General features: G+C 34.4%; 17 protein-coding genes, 1 tRNA gene and 1 pseudogene. 9 read left to right on the top strand and 10 right to left on the bottom strand.

What is annotated here, in order from left to right:
- Positions 1-30: 30 nt before the first annotated feature.
- The 7 genes from AAGD44_RS00585 to AAGD44_RS00555 all read right to left on the bottom strand — a co-directional run bounded on the left by AAGD44_RS00585 (position 31) and on the right by AAGD44_RS00555 (position 9753).
- A complete protein-coding gene (locus AAGD44_RS00585) occupies positions 31-207 on the bottom strand; it encodes an HIG1 domain-containing protein (RefSeq protein WP_341764134.1) in 177 nt (58 codons plus the stop codon).
- Between the two features lie 585 nt (positions 208-792).
- Entirely contained in the window at positions 793-2073 is a 1281-nt protein-coding gene (hisS, locus tag AAGD44_RS00580) for a histidine--tRNA ligase (RefSeq protein WP_341764133.1), read from the bottom strand.
- A complete protein-coding gene (locus AAGD44_RS00575) occupies positions 2070-3470 on the bottom strand; it encodes an amino acid permease (protein ID WP_341764132.1) in 1401 nt (466 codons plus the stop codon). Before AAGD44_RS00575 ends, hisS begins: the two co-directional genes overlap by 4 nt.
- A 54-nt stretch (positions 3471-3524) precedes the next feature.
- Positions 3525-4622 (bottom strand): tRNA 2-thiouridine(34) synthase MnmA, encoded by a 1098-nt coding sequence (gene mnmA, locus AAGD44_RS00570; RefSeq protein WP_341764131.1) that lies wholly within the window; start codon positions 4620-4622, stop codon positions 3525-3527.
- Positions 4623-5067: 445 nt separating this feature from the next.
- A complete protein-coding gene (locus AAGD44_RS00565) occupies positions 5068-7815 on the bottom strand; it encodes an AsmA family protein (RefSeq protein ID WP_341764130.1) in 2748 nt (915 codons plus the stop codon).
- Between the two features lie 44 nt (positions 7816-7859).
- Positions 7860-8564 carry a class II aldolase/adducin family protein gene (locus tag AAGD44_RS00560; RefSeq protein ID WP_341764129.1) on the bottom strand — a complete coding sequence of 235 codons (705 nt, stop codon included), beginning with the start codon at positions 8562-8564 and terminating at the stop codon, positions 7860-7862.
- A gap of 7 nt (positions 8565-8571) precedes the next feature.
- Positions 8572-9753, bottom strand: a complete 1182-nt coding sequence (locus AAGD44_RS00555) for a mechanosensitive ion channel domain-containing protein (RefSeq protein ID WP_341764128.1) — start codon at positions 9751-9753, stop codon at positions 8572-8574.
- Positions 9754-9842: 89 nt separating this feature from the next.
- Here AAGD44_RS00555 and lgt point away from each other — a divergent pair, with 89 nt between their 5' ends.
- The 5 genes from lgt (at position 9843) to cyoE (ending at position 15768) form a co-directional block, all read left to right on the top strand.
- Positions 9843-10616, top strand: coding sequence for a prolipoprotein diacylglyceryl transferase (gene lgt, locus AAGD44_RS00550; protein ID WP_341764127.1), 774 nt, complete (start codon positions 9843-9845; stop codon positions 10614-10616).
- Positions 10613-11695: a class I SAM-dependent methyltransferase gene (locus AAGD44_RS00545; protein ID WP_341764126.1), complete on the top strand. Its 1083-nt coding sequence runs from the start codon at positions 10613-10615 to the stop codon at positions 11693-11695. The genes lgt and AAGD44_RS00545 overlap by 4 nt, the downstream gene beginning before the upstream one ends.
- Before the next feature lie 357 nt (positions 11696-12052).
- Positions 12053-12487: a hypothetical protein gene (locus AAGD44_RS00540; protein ID WP_341764125.1), complete on the top strand. Its 435-nt coding sequence runs from the start codon at positions 12053-12055 to the stop codon at positions 12485-12487.
- A gap of 107 nt (positions 12488-12594) precedes the next feature.
- Positions 12595-14829, top strand: a complete 2235-nt coding sequence (parC, locus tag AAGD44_RS00535) for a DNA topoisomerase IV subunit A (protein ID WP_341764124.1) — start codon at positions 12595-12597, stop codon at positions 14827-14829.
- 9 nt (positions 14830-14838) lie between these two features.
- Positions 14839-15768 (top strand): heme o synthase, encoded by a 930-nt coding sequence (gene cyoE / locus AAGD44_RS00530; RefSeq protein WP_341764123.1) that lies wholly within the window; start codon positions 14839-14841, stop codon positions 15766-15768.
- Between the two features lie 266 nt (positions 15769-16034).
- On the opposite strand, the gene AAGD44_RS00525 is transcribed toward cyoE, so the two are convergent.
- Positions 16035-17372, bottom strand: coding sequence for an ankyrin repeat domain-containing protein (locus tag AAGD44_RS00525; protein WP_341764122.1), 1338 nt, complete (start codon positions 17370-17372; stop codon positions 16035-16037).
- Positions 17373-18324: 952 nt separating this feature from the next.
- On the opposite strand from AAGD44_RS00525, the gene AAGD44_RS00520 reads away from it, so the two are divergent.
- A tRNA-Thr gene (locus AAGD44_RS00520) sits at positions 18325-18399 on the top strand.
- Between the two features lie 245 nt (positions 18400-18644).
- Here the strand turns inward: AAGD44_RS00520 and AAGD44_RS00515 are convergent.
- Positions 18645-19067, bottom strand: a pseudogene (locus AAGD44_RS00515) (Dam family site-specific DNA-(adenine-N6)-methyltransferase); the annotation flags it as partial.
- 361 nt (positions 19068-19428) lie between these two features.
- Here AAGD44_RS00515 and AAGD44_RS00510 point away from each other — a divergent pair.
- The 3 genes from AAGD44_RS00510 (at position 19429) to AAGD44_RS00500 (ending at position 22380) form a co-directional block, all read left to right on the top strand.
- Positions 19429-20223, top strand: coding sequence for a sensor histidine kinase (locus tag AAGD44_RS00510; protein WP_341764121.1), 795 nt, complete (start codon positions 19429-19431; stop codon positions 20221-20223).
- On the top strand, positions 20174-20392 hold the full coding sequence (locus AAGD44_RS00505; RefSeq protein ID WP_341764120.1) for an ATP-binding protein: 219 nt from the start codon (positions 20174-20176) through the stop codon (positions 20390-20392). The genes AAGD44_RS00510 and AAGD44_RS00505 overlap by 50 nt, the downstream gene beginning before the upstream one ends.
- A gap of 143 nt (positions 20393-20535) precedes the next feature.
- Positions 20536-22380: an AAA family ATPase gene (locus tag AAGD44_RS00500; protein ID WP_341764119.1), complete on the top strand. Its 1845-nt coding sequence runs from the start codon at positions 20536-20538 to the stop codon at positions 22378-22380.
- Here AAGD44_RS00500 and AAGD44_RS00495 read toward each other — a convergent pair.
- Entirely contained in the window at positions 22368-22655 is a 288-nt protein-coding gene (locus AAGD44_RS00495; protein ID WP_341764118.1) for a hypothetical protein, read from the bottom strand. The two genes, AAGD44_RS00500 and AAGD44_RS00495, sit on opposite strands and share 13 nt — an antisense overlap.
- Positions 22656-22788 lie beyond the last annotated feature (133 nt).

Raw genomic sequence — 22788 nt, 5'->3', positions numbered from 1 at the left:
AAATTACAATCTTGAAATTAGCTGATTATCTTATTTTGAAAGATAGAGAAAAGCAAGTAAACATACTGTAAGCGCTTGCAATAACACTCTTAACGACATTAAATTTGAGCTAAATTTTTTCTCAAATCTGCCGCCAATCGCCATAGTGATAAGCCCTATGACTAACACGAAGGTAGTTAAGCTTAAAGCAATAAATATATATAACACTTAACTCTCTCTACAATTTATTTAAATTAACAATTTATTTTTTATTAGACTTCTTTCCTAGGAGGCTGCCCTAGCTAACTAATTAATTATATTTTGAGTTATCTTTCGGCGAGAATAAATATAATTTTTGAAGGAATAGTGTACCTATTCAAGAAAATCATGTTTATTCGCAGGCAAAAAGAGCCAAATATAGAATTACTTTAGTTATCTAGGGCAGCCTCCTAGCTCACATCGCGCAGGGAATTTAAAGGAGATGAGGCACGCAAAATCGCAGTGTACTTAAGTGCAGATGAGCACGTGAGTTCACGATAAAATAAACTTATATACTCAGTGAACTTCAAGAATTGGCGTCGTCGTGTCTAAAGTCTGCGCTCCTTACGTACTAATATGTATGCTCCGGTGCTCGACTTGGACCCTCCTCGCTCTTCTTAAAGTTGATTCTATCGTCTACCAATTCTTCAGGTGCGAAGAGGAGTATACTCTTCACCTTTCAAGAGTTGTTTTTTCATTTTATCAAAGTTTCGCGCGCTCACCCCTGGCAAATAAAATGATGGCTCTTGAAATCCATTGCGTATATACTGTGACTTATGCAGAAAGTCTAATATTTTGCAAAAATTCGATAAGCTGATCAAATTGTAGGACCGATTCGTGCTCTTGATCTAGATCTTTTATTTTGACACTATTAGTTGTTTGCTCCTCATCTCCTACGAAAATTATATATTTAGCATTTTGAAAGTTAGCTTTCTGTATCCTCTTGCCAATTTTCCCCGCAATATCCAAAATGATTGCAATATTTTCTTGTCGCAAGCGCTGAGTTAAAGTTAAACAATAATCCACATTGCTATCGCTAATAGGACAAATAAATACTGGCCTATTCAATTGGGTATTATACTTTCGTATTAATGCTAGTCTTTCAACCCCAGCGGCAAAACCAACCGCTTTAACGTCGGGTCCTCCCATCATTTTACTTAAATTATCATAACGACCCCCAGCTAAGATAGTAGACTGCGCTCCAAGGTTAGGGGTAGTAAATTCGAAAGCTGTATGACAATAATAATCAAGCCCTCGAACCAATCTTGGATTAATAATATATGGTATATTTAATAAGTCTAAATATTTCACAAGTTTATCAAAATATTTAGCAGCCTCATTACTATAATATTGTGTAATGACCGGGCTATGTTTTATTATTTTTTTATCCTCTTCATCTTTAGAATCTAATATGCGCATAGGATTTTTAATTAAGCGCTTTTGACTATCTTCCGATAATTCGAATTTATAATCATTAAAATATTCTACTAATTTTGTTTCATAAATAGTTCGGGTTTCGCTGCAGCCAAGCGAATTTATCTCTAAAGTTATATCTAAATTCACTTCTAAAGCTTTCAAAACATCAAAAGCTAAGTTAATTGTTTCAGCATCTGCTAATGGTCCCTCTCCCCCAATATATTCGAAATTTACCTGATGGAATTGTCTTTGCCTTCCCGCTTGCGGTCTATCATACCGAAATATTGGTCCTGCGGAAAAAAATTTAAGAGGCAATGATTGATGTAGTTTATTGGAGATAAAAGCCCTAATAATACCCGCGGTAAATTCCGGTCTTAGAGCTATATTATTACCACTCTTATCACTAAAACTATATATTTCTTTACTAATAATATCCGAAGTTTCACCAAGAGTACGATCAAAAGTTTTAGTATATTCAATTATAGGGGTGCTCATGGGTTTATACCCATAAAGCTTCCCTATATCTTTTGCGGTGTTAATTATATATTCATGAATTATATATTCATTAGGGAGTAAATCTTTAGTGCCGCGTAATGATTGAATATTATACAGCTGATTTACGCTCAATTGATCATTCATGCTTTTTTATTCCTTAACATAGAGTAATATCTCAAAATATATAGACCAAACATCGCAATAAACCAGCTTATTAGCACTTTACCTGCTGTCATCAGCCGGAACTCTGTATCAAATATTTGAATAGCTAACAAGTAAGTGCAAGCTATTAAAACAATTGGAACCACAATAAATACTGCTGGGCACTTAAATGGTCGAGTAGCATTAGGCATTTTTATTCTAAATAATATTACTATTAATGCAACTACTGAGTAATCAATCAGTGAACCCATAGAAGATAATTGAATAAGCAATGAAGTTGGAAAAAATCCTCCTAAAATAGCGGCAAGAGCAGAAAATATTAATAGAGTAATATAAGGGCTACCATATTTTGAATGAATTTTTGCAAAACTTTTTGGTAACAATCCATCTCTAGCAATTACATAGAAAATACGTGAGGTAGCATAAATATTCATCATCAATACTGTAGTCATGCCACACACCGCACCAGTAGCTACAATTGCTGACCCTATTTTACTATTATTTAGGTTAAGCGCATAAGCTAAAGGTTGATCATTATTAAGCTCAGAAAAAGGAGCAATGCCTGTAACTAAGCCAGCGATTACTACATATACTATAGTCGAGATCACCAAAGAACCAATAATACCAATCATTAAATCTTTATTGGGATTTTTACACTCTTCTGCTGTTGCCGCTATCGTACCAAAACCTGTAAAGGCAAAAAATAGAATAGAGGAGCCTATTAACATATTATTCACCCCAAATGGCTGGAAGTTTTCCCAATTCGTTACATCAAAATGCGGGGTAGCCGAAACTATAAAAGCAAAAATAGCGGCCATTTTTATAAATACCAAAATGGCATTTAACTTTTTACTATCTTTGGTCCCTAAATAGAGAATAAAAAAGACAAATACTACTATTAGAAAAGCTGGTAAGTTTATTATTCCGCCATTCATTGGAACGGTAGTTAAATATTTAGGCAAATATATCCCGCCTGCTGCTAGTATCGCCTGAACATAACCCGACCAGCCAACAGCAACTACGCCAGCTGCAAAGGCTAATTCCAATATAATGACGCTTCCCATTAGCCAGGCAAATACCTCTCCAAAGGCTACATAAGAATAAGTATAAATACTGCCAGAATCAGGTAACATAGTTGCAAGTTCTGTATAAGCAAGCGCTACAAAAATGCAGGTTACCCCAGCCACTAGATAAGATAACATCACAGCTGGCCCTGAGTATTGAGCAGCAACTATACCAGTGGTAACAAATACGCCGGTACCAATTATAGCCCCAAGGCCAAGTAGGACTAAATCAAAAGCTCCTAAATTTTTACTCAGTCCGCTGGTAGCTCCCAATTCTTTTATTGATTCAAAACTTTTTTTTGTAAAAAAACTCATTATTACTCCAATTTTTATAAGTAAATGAAAATTGATATTCTCTTGAAACTTCTCTTATATAATCTCTCTAGTAATCCACCCCCCGCCAAGTACTCTATTATTATCATATATTACGCAAGCCTGACCGGGAGTGACAGATTTTTCTGCAGTTAATAATTTTACCCTAATTTCCGTCTCACTCAGTTTTTTAACCTTAGCAAAGGTACTAGGCCTAGTGGACCTAATTTTAACCTGCACCTCAATCTCTTCTTGCCCAATCATTTGTTTACCAAGCCAATTAACGTCCTTAATAGTAAATTCTAGTGACTCTAATGCAGAACTAGGCCCTACATATACTATTTTTGTATTCGGATCTATCTTGACCACATAAAGAGGTTCATGGAAAGCAATCCCTAGCCCCCTGCGTTGTCCTATAGTATAATTTATTATGCCACTATGAGTCCCGAGCTCAAAACCATCTACATGTATTATTTTCCCCTCTTCATTAGCACCCATGCGTATTTTACTAATCACTTCTCTATAATTACCATTTGGCACAAAACAAATATCTTGACTGTCGGGTTTCTCCGCAATAGCTAAACCAAACTGGTTTGCTATATTGCGAGTTTGTTGTTTATTTAATTCCCCTAAAGGAAAATGAAGATAATTTAATTGTTCCATAGTAGTGGCAAATAGGAAGTAGCTTTGATCTTTTGAAAGATCAACACCAGTGTGTAGTTCTGCTCCTTCCAACCCATTTATTTTGCGCACATAATGCCCAGTTGCTAGATGGTCAGCTCCTAAATCTTTTGCTACTTTTAATAGATCTTTAAACTTTACCGATTGATTACACCTAACACATGGTAGAGGGGTTTCTCCTCTAAGATAGCTATCTGCAAAATCATCAATCACGGATTCTTTAAACTTACTTTCATAATCTAAAACATAGTGCGGTATATTAAGTTTAGCTGCTACCATTTTTGCATCATAAATATCCTGCCCAGCACAACAAGCATTTTTCTTCATGGTTGCTAAACCGTGATCATATAACTGCAAAGTGATCCCGATAATCTTATGACCTTGCGAGTGCAGCATAGCTGCAACAGTTGAGCTATCCACTCCCCCTGACATTGCTACTACTATAGTAGACTCATTATTTATCTTGCTGCTCATCTAGTATAAGCCTGTATTATTAAAACTTATTAGCACCCTTTTCTATCCTCCTATCATTAAGCAAAACAGCACATTATAATCCTTTATGTGTAAAATACAATAGGATTTGTAATTAAATTTATTTTTAACGCTTGGTATAGTAACTTAGGTTGAATTAGATACTAGGTGCGAGGAGTGAAGCCTAGGAGATACTAGGTAAGCGACGAGCAACAACGTAGCTAGTTTAACCTAAGTGACTATAGTCGTGCATATTTGAAGATAAATCCCTGTACGTACCTTAATGGTCTATGCTATACGACGAACGTAGATGATTAGTTTGGGAACATGGTATGATATATTTCTCTAGGCACTTTAAGAATTGGGGCCCGAACGCCCCCTAATTCGGCCAAATGAGCAGTATATAATTCTACTCAAATTCCTCTCGTCCTGTTAGCCAAGTAAAATTTTACTTAAATAATCCTTTCAATTCTTTGCCTATAGTTTTGAGCTCTTGCAGAGGATTTTTATTAGGAGAAGATGGCTGCTCATCTTGCGATGCTGCAGGATTTTTACCTTGATCAATACCAATAAGATTTTTAATAAGCTCTGCAGGCTTTTTACCTTGTCCAGCCTGTTCAATTACATTGCTCAAAACATTCTTAATAAAATATTGCTCCAGGAGTTGGGTATCCAACTTATGCTGAATATTATTAAGAGACCCATAAAACCGTACTTTAAATGGAGGTAAAGATTTTTTAATATCTAAAGCCACTATACCGTTGATATCACAGTAATATTTTGGAAGCTCAATATTACCCTTAGCTGTTATTTCTGATTCCTCTGATACTAATTTGCCTTCTACTATATTTGCAACCCCATTTTTTATTTCAGTAGAGAGAATTAGGTTTTGAAACTTGGTGCTTCCCCCAGAAAAGGATACCTCAAAAATTCGTAAAATATCTTCAAGGCTTTTAGTTTTTTTAAAACTATTTAATATTTTTTGTAAATCAAATCCACTAACCATCCCTTCGGTTGCTGTGAGAATAGTATTGCCCCCCAAATTACTTATATATTGGAATTGATTTTGCCCCAAACTATTTATATTAGCGCTAAAATTTACAACCCCTTGGGTAATTTTAATCTTTCCTGCTGGCGTTATTATGTTTCTTAACTGCGCACCTTTAAGATTTGTTTTTAAATTAATGGCTTGGTTGTTTTGAGAGGAAATTTGGCCTGTTAACTCTACCTCTCCTCCATATAATTTCCCATTTAAATTAGTAATATTAAGTACTCCATTTGATAAAGACATACTCGCTTTAATAGTATCTAATATTAAATCGCCTTTAATAATTTTCTGAATATATAGAGTGAAATTACCGTCAAATTTCTTTAAAAATGATAAATCTATTTTATCTCTGCTCCAAGGAGGAGAGCTAGCAGATTCTTTAGGAGGATTCACAGATTTATTAGTAGCCGGGTCACTACTCAAATCATTAAGGTTTAAAGAAGTAATTTTAATATCTGAAGTAATATCAAGCTTAGGAGCTTTTAAATTTATATTTATATTCCCATTAAGATTACTCTGGCTCTTTTTCACCACTACTGTAAATTTATCGATATTAATCTTTAGGGCTTTAGTGATATCCCCTTCTAAATGCGCTAGAAGAGAATAACGGCCAAGCAGATTCCTAGAAGAAGAAGTGAGGTCATTTATTGTGTTGTCTAAATTTTCTCCGCTACTTTCAATAGTTAAATTGGGTTTAATAGTTTTTTCGGTACCAATATTACCTCGTATGTTAGTAGTAGTTTTGGCAAACTGTAATATAGTATTGGTCTTAATACGACCTTTGTCGCCGCTAGTCTCCCCTTTAATCAATAAATCATTAAGCTTAACTGGTAAATTTATCGCCAGCAAACTAGCCAGCGCAGAAACCTCATTAGCAGTTAAATTATAAGTTGCTAAGATCTCTTTCTGCCAATTCTTAACCCTTACATTACCTTTTAAATTAGCTTTATTTATACTCAAATTGATATCATTCAAAAAGAGATCTTGGTCGCGATATAGGGCGGAAGTAGAAAAAGCAAAGGGCTGATTTAATAGAAGGTTAGAAAGCCCTGTAACATTAATTGCTAATTCATCAAATAAAGGCTTTAAAGAAGTGCTAGTAATAGCGAATTTCTCATTAAAACTATTATCCAAATCCTTCTCAATAGGAGTAAGATGAATATCTATATTACCGGGATTCAATTTAAGCCGGAGATCCAACTTGTTATCTTCAGGAGAAAAATTAGCATGTCCAGTAGCTAATATTTTGCCGGATGACAATTTAATGTCCTTAAAGTTTAATAATTTCTTATTTAGGTCAATATTAGCAGTAAGCTTGTGGTCTGAATCCTTAAGAATTTTTATCGTAGGAAAAATATCCTGGAGACTTTTGGAATTCCCTTCTGCGGTAAATTGCCCAATAAAACTCATATTATCCCTATCTAAATCACCGGCTACAATAATTTTTTCTTGCAAAATATTGATATTCGTTTGCATGGCAATAATCCCCTGCTTTTCGTATATATTACCGTTAAGGTTATAATGCTTTCCCGAAGAATAAAATTGGCAGGCTATATTAGCCGGACCTTGAAGATTTTTTATCTCTAAATTATCAATTTCTACAGTAGTGGGAGTATTAACTTCATGCCTATTCTTGCTAAAATCAAAATAATTTACCTTACCTTTAAGTAGCTTGATAGCACCTATATACACTGAAGGAAAAGCTGTGGGATGGTTAATTTGTGCTGCTTGATTTTCATCTTTAGGTAAGCTATCAGCATTACTAGAAAATTCCCAAGAAGCTGAACCATTAGAGAGACGCTCTAAATTAAGTACTGGCTCATAAATGTCAATTGCAGCAATATTGATATTACCTTTAAGTAAAGAAAATAGCGAAATAGACGCGGCCAGCTCTTGCACCTCTAATAAAGAAGGAGCATGGGCGCCAGGTAATGAAGAAAGGGATGCCGATTTCAGTTTTATAGTTGGAGTAGGAAGTAAAGCAAAGGTAATATCTCCGTTAATTTTTAGTTCTCTTCCTATTGTTTCCCTCACTTTATCAATAACCATTCCTTTGTAAGAATTCAAAGAAATAAAGTAAGGAATTATTAATAATATAATAATTATGCAGCCAATTAATATAACGAAGTATTTTAGAAATTTTTTCACTTTCATTCCTTAATTATATTATAATACCATTGCCCAAAACTAAATTAGCAACTTTTATTTTTAAGCAAATTAAGCCAAGCAAGCCAGTCCCGTTTACCTAAATCTTTTTCGAATGATAACAAATCTTGAACCGATTTTCTACAAATCTCGGTAGAAGGAACAATTAATTCTTGATTTGTAGAAAGTGCTAGTAGCTGCGTTTTACAAGCCTGCTCTAAATGGTATGTATAAAACATAGCTTCATGGATTGTGCGGCCGCTTGTTAATATTCCATGATTATGTAAAAACATTACATAATTTTGCCCTAAATCCTCAATAATTTTATCTCCTTGTTTTCCAGACAGTAGCAGAGAATCATATTGATGATAAGATAATCTTTCATAAAAATGTAGCGCCCATTGACTTATTGGTAGCAATCCACATCTCATAGCGGATACCGAAACAGTGGCAGGAGTATGTAAATGAAAAACTGAATTTATATCCTCTCTTTTTGTATATATACTACCATGAAGAATATAGCCAGTTTCGTTGTAACTGTATTCACTCCCCTCTAGTACTTTGCCATCTAAACTGACTTTTAATAAATTATCTTTTGTTACTTCCTCAAATCTTAAACCAAAAGGGTAAATATAATAAAAATCTCCTCCTGCAGGTCTAGCTGATAAATGAGTATATGTATGATCATCTAAAGCAAGCAGGGCTAAAATTTGGTAGGCAGCGGCTAAGTTAGATTTGATTTCTAAAGTCATAATATTATTATTTCTGAAATGTCTTTAATTGAAATTGAGGTAACACTGCCAGCAAGTGATCAAAAATATCTGCTTGAATATTTTCATACATATTTAAATCCATCTCAGTGGTAAAAACATATAATTCTAGAGGTAAGCCACTAGTGGTGGGGGCTAATTGCCGTACTAAAAAGGTAAAACCTTGCTGATATATTGCCGAATGACTTTTTAAATATTCCGTTATATATAATCTAAATATTTTTATATTGGTTACACTATTTTTTTCATCTTGTATATTAACCTGCTCTATAGCCTTTTTCATCAGATATGGAGCAGATTTTAACTCTTCTAAGAATGTAGCGGGAACAAATACAATGCTATTCATGTCCAAGTAAATTGCTCTTTGTATCTTCTGGGCAGCTACTTCTTTCATTCCTCGCGAATTGACTACATTAGTAGTTAACAAACTACTAGTTGGAATGGTAGAAATAGATTGATCAGTATTACGAATTTTAGTTATAGCGATAGTAATTTTTTCTACTGTACCCTCAATATTTAACTGGGCAATTCTAATATAATCACCGATTCGTATTATATCGTAAGAAATAATTTGTAAGCTTGCTACCAAACCTACGACACTATCCTTAAATAGAAAAGTTAACAGGGCAGCAGCAGCTCCTAAACTTGCAAAAAACGCTCTAGGAGAAATATTTAAAATATGAGCGATAATGAGGATAGAAGCAATGCCAATAATAATCATTTTGAGCACTTGTACACATAAGCTTAAAGGTGCACGCCGGACTAGAGGAACTGCTTTTTTCTTTTGATAAATATCAAAAGTGGTATCAATTCCTGCTAAAGTAAGTAGAGTAAAAGAAATACCCGTATAAATTCCTATTATATTATTCTTAAGCCCACTGATTAAATGAGGAGTAGATGACACATAGGGGTGAGCGAAGGAATCTATTATGTTACTCCAAAAGATAAAATATAAACTTAATAATGTATGTAATAAATAAGTATATACATTATATTTTTGTACTATTATTTCGTACTCACCGCACCACTTACTTATATAGCCTTTAATTATTGTAAATATAGCTTTTTTAATAAAGAAGACTGCGGGAATGATGGACAACATTAACAACACTATAAACAAAATTTCAAAATTATATTTATTATAAAAATTTATAAAATATTCTATTGTCATATGAATTAACCATTTTACACTTAGTGTACTATAAGATATATGTTATATTATTTCGCTAAGTAATAGTCTAGTTAATTTAAATTATTTATATGATCTTTCCTAATATTAATCCTGTAGCTTTCTATGTAGGACCATTTGCCGTTCACTGGTATTCACTGGCATATATCTGTGGCATAATACTTGCTTGGTTCTATGCTTATAAAATCATTAAAAAATTTAAAATTAATATTACCCATTTCCAACTAGAAAAATTTGTCACTTGGGCTGTCTTAGGTATAATAATTGGAGGAAGATTAGGGTATGTATTACTATATGATCCCCTGCAATATCTTGCTGAGCCAATAAAAATTTTAAAGACTTATGAAGGAGGGATGTCGTTTCATGGGGGTATGCTTGGGGTAATAATTTCTAGTTACTTTTTTTGCTATAAATATAAAATTAATTTTTTAGCGCTAGGAGATATATTAGCGACCATCGCTCCTATTGGATTATTTTTAGGAAGAATAGCTAATTTTATCAACGGAGAATTATATGGCAGAGTGACCAATATGCCATGGGGCATAGTGTTCCCTTCTAGCGATTTGCAACCAAGGCACCCTAGCCAATTATATGAGGCTATTTTTGAAGGCATTATACTATTTTTAATTTTATTTTACGCAACCTTTAGGAATAAGACTATAAAAATTGCTGGAATAAATTCTGCTATATTTTTAATATTTTACTCAATTTTTCGTATTATTATAGAATTGTTCCGGCAGCCAGATTCACAGATTGGTTTTATTTATTCTAATTTAACTATGGGGCAAATCTTAACAGTACCTATGTTAATATTAGGGAGCTATTTGCTAGTACGAGTTAAATGATAATTCATTCTCAAATCAAAAGCCTAATAAAACAAAAAAATCATATTACAGTTGCGGAAATGATGGAATATGCCATATCTGCAGTCCCTGGTTCATACTATCAAACCCAAGATAAATTAGGAGCGCAAGGAGATTTCACTACCGCCCCCGAAATCTCACAACTTTTTGGAGAAATAATAGCTTTATGGGTTATTGATAAGTGGTACCAAATGAAGTGCCCAAACCGCATTAATCTAGTAGAACTTGGGCCTGGGCATGGGACATTAATGAGAGATTTATTGAATGTCGCTAAATTAGTGCCCGCATTTTATCAAGCCCTAACAGTTGAATTAATTGAGATTAATCCGCATTTTATTGAGAAACAGCAGGCAGCTCTGAAACAATTTAGTAATACCAACTCTTTAATGCATCTGGCTAGGGTGCAAGATATTGCTAAGCTCCCTTCCCTTATAATAGCCAATGAGTTTTGTGATAGCCTACCTATTAAGCAGTATATTAAGAATAAAGATTTATGGTATGAAGTGGTAGTATGTCTTGATTCTACTAACGAGCAACTCAAATTTGACAAGCTATTAATTAATCAAATGCTGCAGGCTAATTTGCTCCAAACCTACTCTAAGGCAATTGAGGGAGCGATAGTAGAAGAGTCAACACAGTCACAAGATATTATCAAATTTATTAGCCAGCATATAACGCTCTATGGCGGGGCCTCTCTTATTATTGATTATGGTTATGATATTAAGCCAAATCTAAGAACATCTGATCAATATCCCTCTACCTTACAAGCAGTAATGGACCACCAATATTGTCCGGTCTTAGAAAATTTGGGCAAAGCTGATTTATCATCCCACGTTGATTTTGATAAATTAAAAACAATAGCAAGAGATATAGGTATTAAGACCAAGGGCACCATAACCCAACGTGATTTTTTAATTAGTAATGGCATTTTGCTGCGCAGTCAACTCTTACAAAATAAATTACCTAATAACCAAGCAAGTATAATCTCACGTCAGGTTGACAGACTAACTTCTGCCACCAAAATGGGCCTATTATTTAAGGTATTATGCCTTTACTCATAAACAAGGCTCCAGTTATACCATTATAGACTAGTATTCTCATTGACTTTAACTAAAGAAAGTTTAAAATAACCGCTAGAGTAACTGTAAAGTTACTAATGGGGTTTCACAACCTTGTTTCAACAGCGGTATAATATCAACCGCTAAAATGATGTTCCTCGGCTTACTTTACGGTCGGGGAGATAATGGTTATGTTCAGGGCTTAAATGTATAATTTAAGCCTAAAAACTATTATAGCTGCCTGTTGACAGTTTTGTGAACTCCCCGATCACCAAAGTACTTCTCAGAAATGAACCTCTCAGCAATGATTTTGGTGATCACACTTAAAAATTTTCAGGTTTAATCTTAAGGGGGACCATTATGACTGATAAGGTAGTGCAGCGAGTTACTATTCTATTATATTCATCAAATCTTGATATTACGCCACTGCAAAAATCTTTGCTTGATCATTGCAGTGATAATAATTTGACTATAGCTAAAATTATTATTGCTAAAGAGCCATATGACTATTTAGCGTTCTGTGAATTAATACAAATTATACGAAAAGAAAATAACTCTTCCATCAATTTAATTATTGATAAAACTAGTTTACAAGACCTCTCTTATCTCTTAATCTGGCTAGTAATAGGAGTGTTACAAGAAGTAAAGTTAATTGATAAGCTTTATATTTACGATGGTAAGGAAAGAATTTTGATAGAAAACCTGTTGCCTCTGTTAAATATTTGTACTACATATTTTAAATATTTAATGCTTGTAACGCCAGTAACAATGACCAATTGTGATGAAGAACTTTAAGTATTTTGCGTAAAGATGAAGAACTTTAAGTATTTTGCGTAAATTGGGTATATGAAATTATCACTAATTCACATATAGCATACTTTTCTTGATAACAGATTTTAAGAATGACAACCACAAAAATTACCACCACAAAAGATGCTAAAATTGAACATATAGATTTTGGGAACGCCCTATCAGAGAGGTACCTTGCTTATGCTCTCTCCACTATTATGTCTCGATCATTACCAGATGTACGCGACGGGTTAAAGCCTGTCCACCGCCGATTATTATATGCTATGCTACAATTAAGGTTAGAGCCAACTTCTGCTTATAAGAAATGCGCAAGAGTAGTGGGAGATGTAATTGGCAAATATCATCCCCATGGTGACGTTGCAGTGTATGATACCTTAGTTCGTCTTGCTCAGAGTTTTTCTCTACGCTACCCGCTGATTGATGGGCAAGGAAATTTCGGTTCAATCGATGGGGACAATGCTGCTGCGATGCGTTATACCGAATCGAGAATGACAGAGATTTGCACTCTCTTAATGTTGGATATAGACAAAGATACAGTTGATTTCCGTGCTACCTATGATGATTCTGATACTGAACCGGTCATTATGCCCGCGATGTTTCCGAATTTGTTAGCTAATGGTTCAGAAGGGATAGCAGTAGGAATGGCTACAAGCATTCCTCCGCATAATTTACATGAATTATGTGAGGCCTTAACCTACCTAGTAGACCACGAGAAGGCAGAGATCAGTGATGTTTTACAGTTTGTTAAAGGGCCGGATTTTCCTACAGGCGGCATAATTATTGATAATCTTCAGGTAATTCAGCAAGGGTATTCTACGGGCCGCGGTAGCTTTAGAGTAAGGTCGCGATGGGAAAAACAAGAGTTAAGCTATGGTTTATATCAAATCGTCATTACCGAAATACCTTATCAGGTACAAAAATCTAAAGTGATTGAACAAATTGCTGCGCTTTTTAAAGATAAAAAAATCCCTTTAATCAGTAATATACGAGATGAATCTACTGAAGATATCAGGTTAATCATCGAGCCTAGAGATCGAAATTGTGATCCAAATATTATTATGGAATCGTTATTTAAGCTCACCTCTTTAGAAAATAGAATTCAGCTTAATATGAATGTCATAGATTCGAATAATATACCTAAAGTAGCTAATATACTGGAAATATTGCAAGAATTTTTATTACATAGAAAAAATATTATTACCCGTAGATCTAGATTTCGTATTAATAAAATTGAACATAGATTAGAGATTCTTAATGGATTGCGAATAGCTTATTTAAATTTAGATGAAATAATTAACATTATCCGTGAAGAAGATGAGCCTAAACAGCTAATGATGGATAAATTTAATTTAACTGAGCTTCAGGTTGAAGCAATTCTCAATACTAAATTAAGATCATTACGTAAATTAGAAGAGCAAGCAATTATTGGGGAGCAAGGGGTTTTAGAAAAAGAGCATGCAACTCTGCTCAAAATTTTACAAGATCCTAAGGAATTAAACAAAATTCTCAAAAAAGAAATTCAGCTTGTGCAAAATAAATTTGGCTTTAGTACTAAATTAGGACAACGTCGAACTACTTTTGAAGAAGCAAAGTATGAAGCCCAAATTATCGACATCTCAGCTTTTATCGCTAAGGAGCCTATCACTATAATTTGCTCAAAAATGGGGTGGATTCGCTCTTTAAAAGGGCATAATAATGATTTATCTTCCATGAAGTATAAGGAAGGGGATGAAGAAAAATTTGTTATTAACGCTTATACTACTGACAAGATTCTTATATTAAGTGCGGCTGGCCGTTTCTTTACTATTTTAGCGGACAATATTTTTAGAGGAAAAGGTAATGGTGAATCTATTAAATTGATAGTAGACATAGGGAATGAAGAAATAGTAGATGTCTTTGTTTATAAGCCAAATATTAATCTTCTCCTGGTCAATACGCAAGGTAAAGGTTTTATTGTTAACTCAGATGAGGTAGTAGCCGCGACTAAGCTGGGCAAGCAAGTTATGCAGCTACCAAAAAACCATGCGTGCCTAAAATGTCAGATTGTAGATGGTGATTATATAGCGTGTATAGGCGAGAATAGAAAATTATTAATATTTAAAGTAAGTGAAATACCATCGATGAGAAGAGGACAAGGGGTGGCGCTACAGAAATTTAAAGATGCGAAACTAGTCGATATTAAAATATTTAATGGGGAAACAGGCTTAAGTTGGACTAGTGGCGACAAAATAAAGGTAGAAAAAAATATTTTACCATTTTTAGGTCACCGTGGTGGTGCTGGTAAAATACCTCCTAGCGGATTTCCTAAAAATAATAAGTTTTCATAAAATAATTCTATGAATAAAACTCATATAGTTGCGCGTGAAAGACCTTTGGTAACATTGGCCTATGATAGTTCCGTAAAGGATTATATAGCCTTAATGAAGCCAAGAGTAATGGCCCTTGTGGTATTTACTAGTTTTTCTGGACTATGGCTTGCCCCTAACCATATACATCCATTTATTGCCTTCATCTCTATGTTATGTATTACACTGGGAGCGGGAAGTAGCGCCGCAATTAATATGTGGTATGATAGAGATATTGATGCGATAATGACACGTACCCAAAATAGACCTATAGTTATTAAAGCTATCAAACCTGAAGATGCATTAGCGTTTGGCATAGTACTTGCCTTTTCTTCAGTATTCCTAATGGGGCTTTGTGTTAACTTGCTATCTAGTTTACTACTATTAATTACTATATTATATTATATTTTTATTTATACCATATGGCTTAAACGTACCACCATTCAAAATATTGTGATTGGCGGCATTGCTGGAGCCTTACCTCCAGTAATTGGCTGGACGTGCGTTACTAATGACATTTCTTTAGGGTCAGTTTCGTTATTCCTAATTATCCTAACCTGGACGCCTCCTCATTCCTGGGCTTTAGCTCTATTTAGAGCGGAAGATTATAAAAATTGTAATATCCCTATGATGCCAGTGATCAAAGGAGAAATTTATACTAAAAAACAAATTGTTATTTATAGTATAATAATGTTTATTACCTCATTTTTTCCTTATTTCTTGGGAATAAGTCACTTTGTATATCTAATTGTAGCTGGTATATTAGGGATCATTTTTTTATATTATGCCTTTTCTTTATTTAAGGATCAAAATAATAGACAAGCTAAGAAATTATTTGCTTACTCAATATTTTATCTTTTTACTATTTTCCTAACGTTAGATCTGGCTAGAGTTTCCTCAAGTAACCTGCCTTCTATGTAACCTTCTGCGTCGCACAGGGAATTGATTATAATACCATTACCCAAAACTAGGTTGTCATACTTCATGATCTTCGCCCCCCACCTACTAATCTCCGGTGCTCGACACTCATATACTGCTCGTACTTCAAGAAAGAGCAAGGAGGGTCAAAGTCGCGTATAGGAGTGTACATATTAGTACGCCAGGAGCGTAGTCTTTAAACACGACGACGCCAATTCTTGAAGTTCCTAGAGTATATACCTACTAAATTGACTTAGGCGGAAAGTCTATTATCTGCCTACTCTTGGTTTTTTAGCAGGAGAACCAACAGAAGGAGTAGGAGATGGTGTAAAACCTTTAGTAGTACTAATGGTTGAATCATCCATAGCCGTAGCCTCCCTCTTAAGTGATTGACTTACACTTGATATCTTATTCAGTTCGTTTCTAAGAGTACTTACCATCAAATCTACAGTTGTTTGTTCTTCAGAATTTTGCTCAGGATATTGCGTTTGTTCTATTGCTTTTATTGTGTCCTTCAGTATTAAAGGTCGTTCGTCAGCTGGCGCTTGCTCGACGCGTTCCATTATGCTTGGTAATACTCTATCCTCATCCTGGTTTTTTATTATCACTGCTAGAGTAGTTTGCCATTCCTTATTTTTAGCATCTAAATTTTTAGCATCTAAAGGAAAGCCAAATGCAATTAACTGATCTACTACATTATTATTCTTTCTAGCAACATGCAAAGCATTATTGCGTCCCTTCTTAAATTTAGCATTTTTATTAATACCCTCATTTAAAAGTAAAGCTTTTAGTTTCTGAGTACTGCCTTGCTTAGCTAATTTATAGATTTGCATATCAATAGACTGACTGGCTTCCTGGATATCTTGTACTAATTCTTGAATTGGTGACTTAAAAACTTGATTTTTTGGAATGGTTGCAACGGTAATATTTTGTTGGGTGGTGGCGTTTACTTTATTAGCCTTAAGTTCTTGTAGTGTTTTCACTGTATTAATATCGCCACTCTTTGCTGCAATCATTAAAGCAGTATTATTGTTTAAATCTGGGATATCTATTAGCGCAGGATTAAGTTTCAGCAATGTTTTAAGAGCTTCAACCTGCCCTGTGGATGCTGCCACATGTAAAGGGGTAGCGCCTGTGTTATTTTGGGCATCTAGGGCCGCTCCTTTCTCATGTAATATACTTATTGCATTGATGTTCCCTCTCTCTGCTGCCAAATGTAAAGGAGTGAAACCCGTATGATTCTTACTATTTGGGGAATACAACAAATACAGAGAAAAACAATTTAATAAACTCTCTATTCCTTCCTGGACGGCAAGGTGTAGTATAGTATTACCCTCCATATCTTTAGCATCCTGATTTATTATTGGAAACATTGCCCCTAAGTCAAATGCCTTATTATCTTCCTTATACAAATTTAATAATTTTTCAGAAGTTGGAAGAGTGAGAATAGCGTATCGGACTGTTGAGGAGTTATAATTTTTCTCTCCAGGCACAATTTGATGCATTATCAATTCTACTTCTTCCGTAGGTATCTCTAATTCCTCAAGTTTAATTACGATATCCTTGGTATCTAACGCCTTAAAAATCGTATCCATCGTTTTCTGCATATAATCCTCCTAGCATGAAAATTTTATAATATATAATTATTCATTACCAATTACTATCAATAATTAATAATTATTAATTTATTAATAAAATTTTTACAAGTATAATAGTATTTTTTGGTGGCGTTACCTGAAGTAGTTAAGTGATGCACTAATAATATCGCAGTTTAAATTGGCATTACGCTCATTTGTACATTGGAATTATTTTTTATTTTTCAAGGATTGCGTGCTCATGTATTAGTAGGGCACACTACTCTACTGGCACATAAAATCCAATTCTTGAGATCAAAGAGATATGAATATTATTACTCATAACCAGCTATTTTTTGGCAATACCAAAATTTTACTTGACTAATAAGATAAGATATGACAGAAAGAGCGTATTATTAGTAAATTCTTATGAATGTTAATCCCCCTCTGCTTTTTACAGGGATTAACTAATAGAATGAGTCAAAAGATATGCGGACAACACAGCTTTGCAAACGTCTTTTAACTTTTTGTATTGCTTCAAAATATGGTTTTAATCATTAGACCTCTTTCGAAACTCGCATCGCGCAGGGCATTTGAAGGAGACTTTTCGCCTCGAACCATCACGTACTAAATATACCTGGAGGTTCGAGCTTAGGTTCTATGAAGGTTTCTATGGAATGAGTAGATTTATAGGCATTTTTGCTCACAGAACCGCAGCGCACTAGGGTACATCTGACAATTCGAGAACGCAAATAACGATCGATAAGACCATTAGAGAGAAACCTTCACAGAGCCTAGATTCATTATCCCAATTACCAGCAGAAGTAGAGTTTCGAAAGAGGTCTATTAAAAACTGATTGGGAATAAGATTATATTGGCTACACATAGTATCGCACAGCTTTAAAACCTAACTGTGGATGCTTATATAATAATATTTACACAGCTCAAGATAGCGTGTATCTTATGCAGTCAACTCACTACTAAAGCCGCTATAGCTCAGGGGCAGAGCACATCATTGGTAATGATGAGGTCGTAGGTTCAATTCCTACTAGCGGCACCACATACTTATCACGCGTTGCGCCATTTAACAATTTCCTCCACAATTCCATATACTGCCTATATGCGGTTCAGGCTAGCCAAAATAGCTGTGATAATTGCTCGAAAACCCTTACTGGATCTCATATTCAGCAGGCAGGGTTATGCAGCAATTAGTCCACTCTTCCTCTCACCCTATCGCTTATACCTCTACTAATAGTAATGTTAATAGTAACCAAAATGCTACTATCTTCTATAATTAGTATGAATTTTGCTCGAGAAGGACCCCGCTAGTTGACCGTCTTTTTTTACACGGTAGATGCCTTTGAAGGCGTATCTATTGAGATATATGAACCTTGCAGTAATTCTGCTGGGACTGTTAACATTATTATCCCTAACCTGATAGTAATAGTCTTGTGAATGATTTTCTTGATATGATTCTAATAATTTACTTACCTCCGTTGGATCTTTTTTAACGGAATTGTAGGACGTTACTAAATCCAAATTAATATCAGATAAAAAGCATTTATTAAACATATGCTTAACCTGAAAAAATAATGCCCCACCACCAAGGAACGGTTCATAGTAATTATTGAGCCCTAGAGGAATATGTTCAATTAATTTATCGGTAATTTTTCTTTTTCCGCCAACCCATTGTAAAAATGGCCCAGGTTTATTAAAAGTAGGCAGCATAATTTTTACCAGTATCAATAATAACAAATTATACTATAAATACAGCTGAAATGCCAGTGGTAATGCGGATTACAGAGGCTTTTTCTACTCTGAAGCGGCAAGATTATCACTGTATTTTGGTGGTGTTTGGAGAAATATAATTTCCTACATGTCTCTAATTTGCAGCTTTTTAGAGTTGTTGGTAAAAATCTGGACAGAGTGCTTTAGAAATCCTCTGTACTCCTCAAAATAATGCTGATATCTCTGCTGATGATGCGACACTAATGTAGCATCAGGCACAGAGGTAACGTTCAAATCGAGAAATTCACACATTACCTCCTGTGCTACCACTTTTGTAACCAAAAATAGTTAGAGCCATTTTATGACAAATAATGTTAAAAATCAACAACAAGAGCAAAATCAAATTGCAGAAAAGGGCTGGATTGTTAAATTTTCTCCAATATTTGCCACATTGATACCAGCATCTGCGCAAGAGACTCATACAATTAGCTATCACGATCATTACGTTGATATTACTAAATTTAAAAGCCTAGAACTCGAATTACAACAAATAAAAGAAAAGTTACAAACAGCTGAAATAACTAAAATGCACTTAAAGAATATTAGCCATAGTATCAATGTGCCTAGTAAGGGAATTTTGGAACAAGTGACTAGACTTTATGCAATGGAGCAAAACGCGGAAGTAAAAAACCATTGGGCTGCTATTATGGATTGTGCTAAAGCGCTACTAGATTATTCTAATGATGTACATGAATTTTTTATAGCTAATCCCGGATTAACTTCTATAGTTTTGAAAGCATTTAACCCAAAGAAATTAGTGGAACAATCAATAGCTAAAGCTGGAGCCGCAGCTTTGAATAAAGGAATAAGATTAGTCTCTAATATTCGTTATGAAATGCCAGAGGTCCTTATTGGTGATAGTTATAGATTGCAAGCAATATTGGATCAGCTAATTAGCAACAGTATCAAATTTACTGAAGAGGGGGTGGTCGTCATTACTGCTAATCTATTTTCTGCTAGAAACTTTAAAGAGAACTATGATGTTGATGTTTTGGAACAAGAGAATACCGATAGGATATTACAACTTATAGTCCACGATACTGGTATTGGCATTTCTCAAGAAAAGCAGCAATCTATTTGCGCAGAACTTTGGTAGTCTTAATTCTGCTACCCAGTGTCAAGAGTTAGGTTTAGGGTTAATATGTGTGAAACAGTTGGTCCAAGAAATAAACGGTAAGATTGAATTATCAAGTGAAGAAGGTAAAACTACCACTATTGAGTGTAAAATACCGGTGCAATTACCAAACAGTACTGATTCTGAATAGTGAGGCTAAATAGTTGCTGTAAGCCTTATAAACTTACAGCAAAAAATATTTTCTGGAAATTACTTAGTGGTCTAATTTATTTATGCTATAATTTGTTATAGTGTACAGATCTACAGTAATTCTTAAATATAACAACAAATAATATGACGGTGAGCCTTTCTGATATTCATTCAATAGATCAAGCTATTACCCCCTTCCCAGCTGGTAATAAGCTACCTAGAATGCTAGTAGGCACTGATGAATTCTATGATTTAGTAGTTAATAGTGATGTATTTGTTGATAAAAGCCTAATGATTAGGGAAATACTACAAGATAGTGGTAAAGTAATTCTCATTACTCGTCCAAGGCGTTGGGGTAAGAGCTTGAATATGAATATGCTCCAGAAGTTCTTTGAAATAGAAGTGGATGATACAGGGGTACCTTTACCTGAGGGAGAGAAGATAAATAATAAGCTGTTTTGGGGAGGTACAGTAGATTTAGGTATTAAAGGTAAAATGCCCCTTACACCCTTAAAGATTAGCGTTAATGAATATGCCATGGCTCAACAAGGTCATTACCCAGTTATTTTAATAAATTTTAAAGATGTGAAAGGGAATAGTTATCAGGAGATTGAGAATGGAATAAAACGGCAAATTATAGGGTTATTTTTACACCACCAATATTTAGAGCGGTACATAAAAGAAAATACAGGATTACTGCAAGAGGTACAAAAAAAGGAGCTGAAGAAATATTTTACAGGAGAGCTGAGTACAGATGATCTAAAAATTAGTCTAAGATTTTTAAGTGAATTACTTTTTATGCATTTTGGCCAAAAAGTCTACATATTAATCGATGAATATGATACCCCGATCAATAGTTCGTACATTAAGTTTGGCTCCAGACCAGAAGAATTCGAGCAGGTGCTTGAACTATTCCGTGGCATGTTTGGTAGCGCCCTAAAAACCAACCCATACTTAGAGAAAGGCATAATTACTGGTATATTACGGGTTGCTAAAGCTAATTTATTCTCAGATCTCAATAATGTTAGTGAATATACTTTACTAGATGAAGATTTTTCTAAATTTTATGGTTTTACTCAAACAGAAGTTGATGAGCTCTTAACAAAGGTACCAACAACCACTGCTCCAGAAAAAATTAAAGATTGGTATAATGGCTACACATTTGGCGGAGAAATCATCTACAATCCATGGTCCATTATGCAATGTTTAGCGCATAAAGGTAAGCTTGATCATTACTGGTTAGATAGTGGGGGAACGGGGCTTGTTGATAAGGCGTTATTGTCAGATGAAATACAAGAAGATTTGCAAGAATTATTGGAAGGCAGAGGAATTGTTAAGAAATTATATAAACAAATTTCTTTAGGGCAAATAGAACATAATAAAGATATACTATATAGCTTACTGGTATTTGCTGGTTATTTAAATCCTTACCTGGCAAATGATAATCCCGAGAATCCAAGATATCATTTAACCATTCCTAATAAGGATGTCAGAGGGATCTACGCCGAAAGGGTAATGGACTGGGTTTCGCGCAAGTTAAATATGGATATGAGTGATTATTATGATTTTATCGCCTTATTAATTGATCAACAAATAGAGAAGTTTGCCAAAAGATTGCAAGGATATTTATTAAATTCCACCAGTTATCATGATTTAAGTAAGGAAAGGGATTATCATAATTTAATGGGAGGGCTGCTGGCGCCTTTAGCCAGTAGATATATGATAGAATCTAACAAAGAATATGGGTGTGGCAGGTGTGATCACGTATTGATTCCAATAGCTCAGGCGCTAGACACCGCAATTATCATTGAATATAAAATATGTACTACTTCAGAAGAGCTAAAATCTGCTGCCAAAGCAGGGCTAAAGCAAATTATGGATAGGCAATATGATAGCAAAATAAAAAAGTATAAGCATGTGAAAAAGATACTTAAGATTTCCATGGCTTTTTGTGGCAAGGAAGTGGCCATGCAATATCAAGTTGATTGATTCTTTTTAACGCTCTTGTGCTTTTTAGCTAATAATTTACGGGGATCGAGCGTGGTTTTAGCTAATTGGATAAACTCCTTTAACATAGGGTGTTGCTTGTTCTGCTCGTTCATAGCAAATAGTAGGAATCCTGCAAGAAGTTGATCATCAATAGTCATGGCATTGCAGCTATTAATGATTTCTAATAAATCTTCTCTACGAGTTATTAATACTTTCTGTTTTTTCTCCTCAATTTTCTTCAATTTTTCTAGTGCGGTTACCGGGTCTCTTGGCATAATATATTCTCCTATATTTTAATAGAATAATCAATAACATTGTGGTACAGTTTAGTATATATAACAGTACAATCTATGTCAAGAATAAAGGCCTAAATATTAGAGAAAATAAGAAAAACAATATACAAAATAT

The organism is Candidatus Tisiphia endosymbiont of Beris chalybata (assembly GCF_964026555.1).
In the GTDB taxonomy this organism is placed as follows: Bacteria; Pseudomonadota; Alphaproteobacteria; order Rickettsiales; family Rickettsiaceae; genus Tisiphia.
Note: the sequence above shows the minus strand (reverse complement) of the source record. Positions and strands in the feature narration are given on the sequence as shown.

Excerpts from the sequence above, each read along its gene's own strand:
- AAGD44_RS00555 (WP_341764128.1), bottom strand. The coding sequence starts at position 9,753 with ATGACAATAGAATATTTTATAAATTTTTATAATAAATATAATTTTGAA.
- cyoE (WP_341764123.1), top strand. The coding sequence starts at position 14,839 with ATGAATAAAACTCATATAGTTGCGCGTGAAAGACCTTTGGTAACATTG.
- hisS (WP_341764133.1), bottom strand. The coding sequence starts at position 2,073 with ATGAATGATCAATTGAGCGTAAATCAGCTGTATAATATTCAATCATTA.
- AAGD44_RS00575 (WP_341764132.1), bottom strand. The coding sequence starts at position 3,470 with ATGAGTTTTTTTACAAAAAAAAGTTTTGAATCAATAAAAGAATTGGGA.
- AAGD44_RS00500 (WP_341764119.1), top strand. The coding sequence starts at position 20,536 with ATGACGGTGAGCCTTTCTGATATTCATTCAATAGATCAAGCTATTACC.
- lgt (WP_341764127.1), top strand. The coding sequence starts at position 9,843 with ATGATCTTTCCTAATATTAATCCTGTAGCTTTCTATGTAGGACCATTT.
- mnmA (WP_341764131.1), bottom strand. The coding sequence starts at position 4,622 with ATGAGCAGCAAGATAAATAATGAGTCTACTATAGTAGTAGCAATGTCA.
- AAGD44_RS00540 (WP_341764125.1), top strand. The coding sequence starts at position 12,053 with ATGACTGATAAGGTAGTGCAGCGAGTTACTATTCTATTATATTCATCA.
- AAGD44_RS00510 (WP_341764121.1), top strand. The coding sequence starts at position 19,429 with ATGACAAATAATGTTAAAAATCAACAACAAGAGCAAAATCAAATTGCA.
- AAGD44_RS00560 (WP_341764129.1), bottom strand. The coding sequence starts at position 8,564 with ATGACTTTAGAAATCAAATCTAACTTAGCCGCTGCCTACCAAATTTTA.
- AAGD44_RS00545 (WP_341764126.1), top strand. The coding sequence starts at position 10,613 with ATGATAATTCATTCTCAAATCAAAAGCCTAATAAAACAAAAAAATCAT.
- AAGD44_RS00525 (WP_341764122.1), bottom strand. The coding sequence starts at position 17,372 with ATGCAGAAAACGATGGATACGATTTTTAAGGCGTTAGATACCAAGGAT.
- parC (WP_341764124.1), top strand. The coding sequence starts at position 12,595 with ATGACAACCACAAAAATTACCACCACAAAAGATGCTAAAATTGAACAT.
- AAGD44_RS00495 (WP_341764118.1), bottom strand. The coding sequence starts at position 22,655 with ATGCCAAGAGACCCGGTAACCGCACTAGAAAAATTGAAGAAAATTGAG.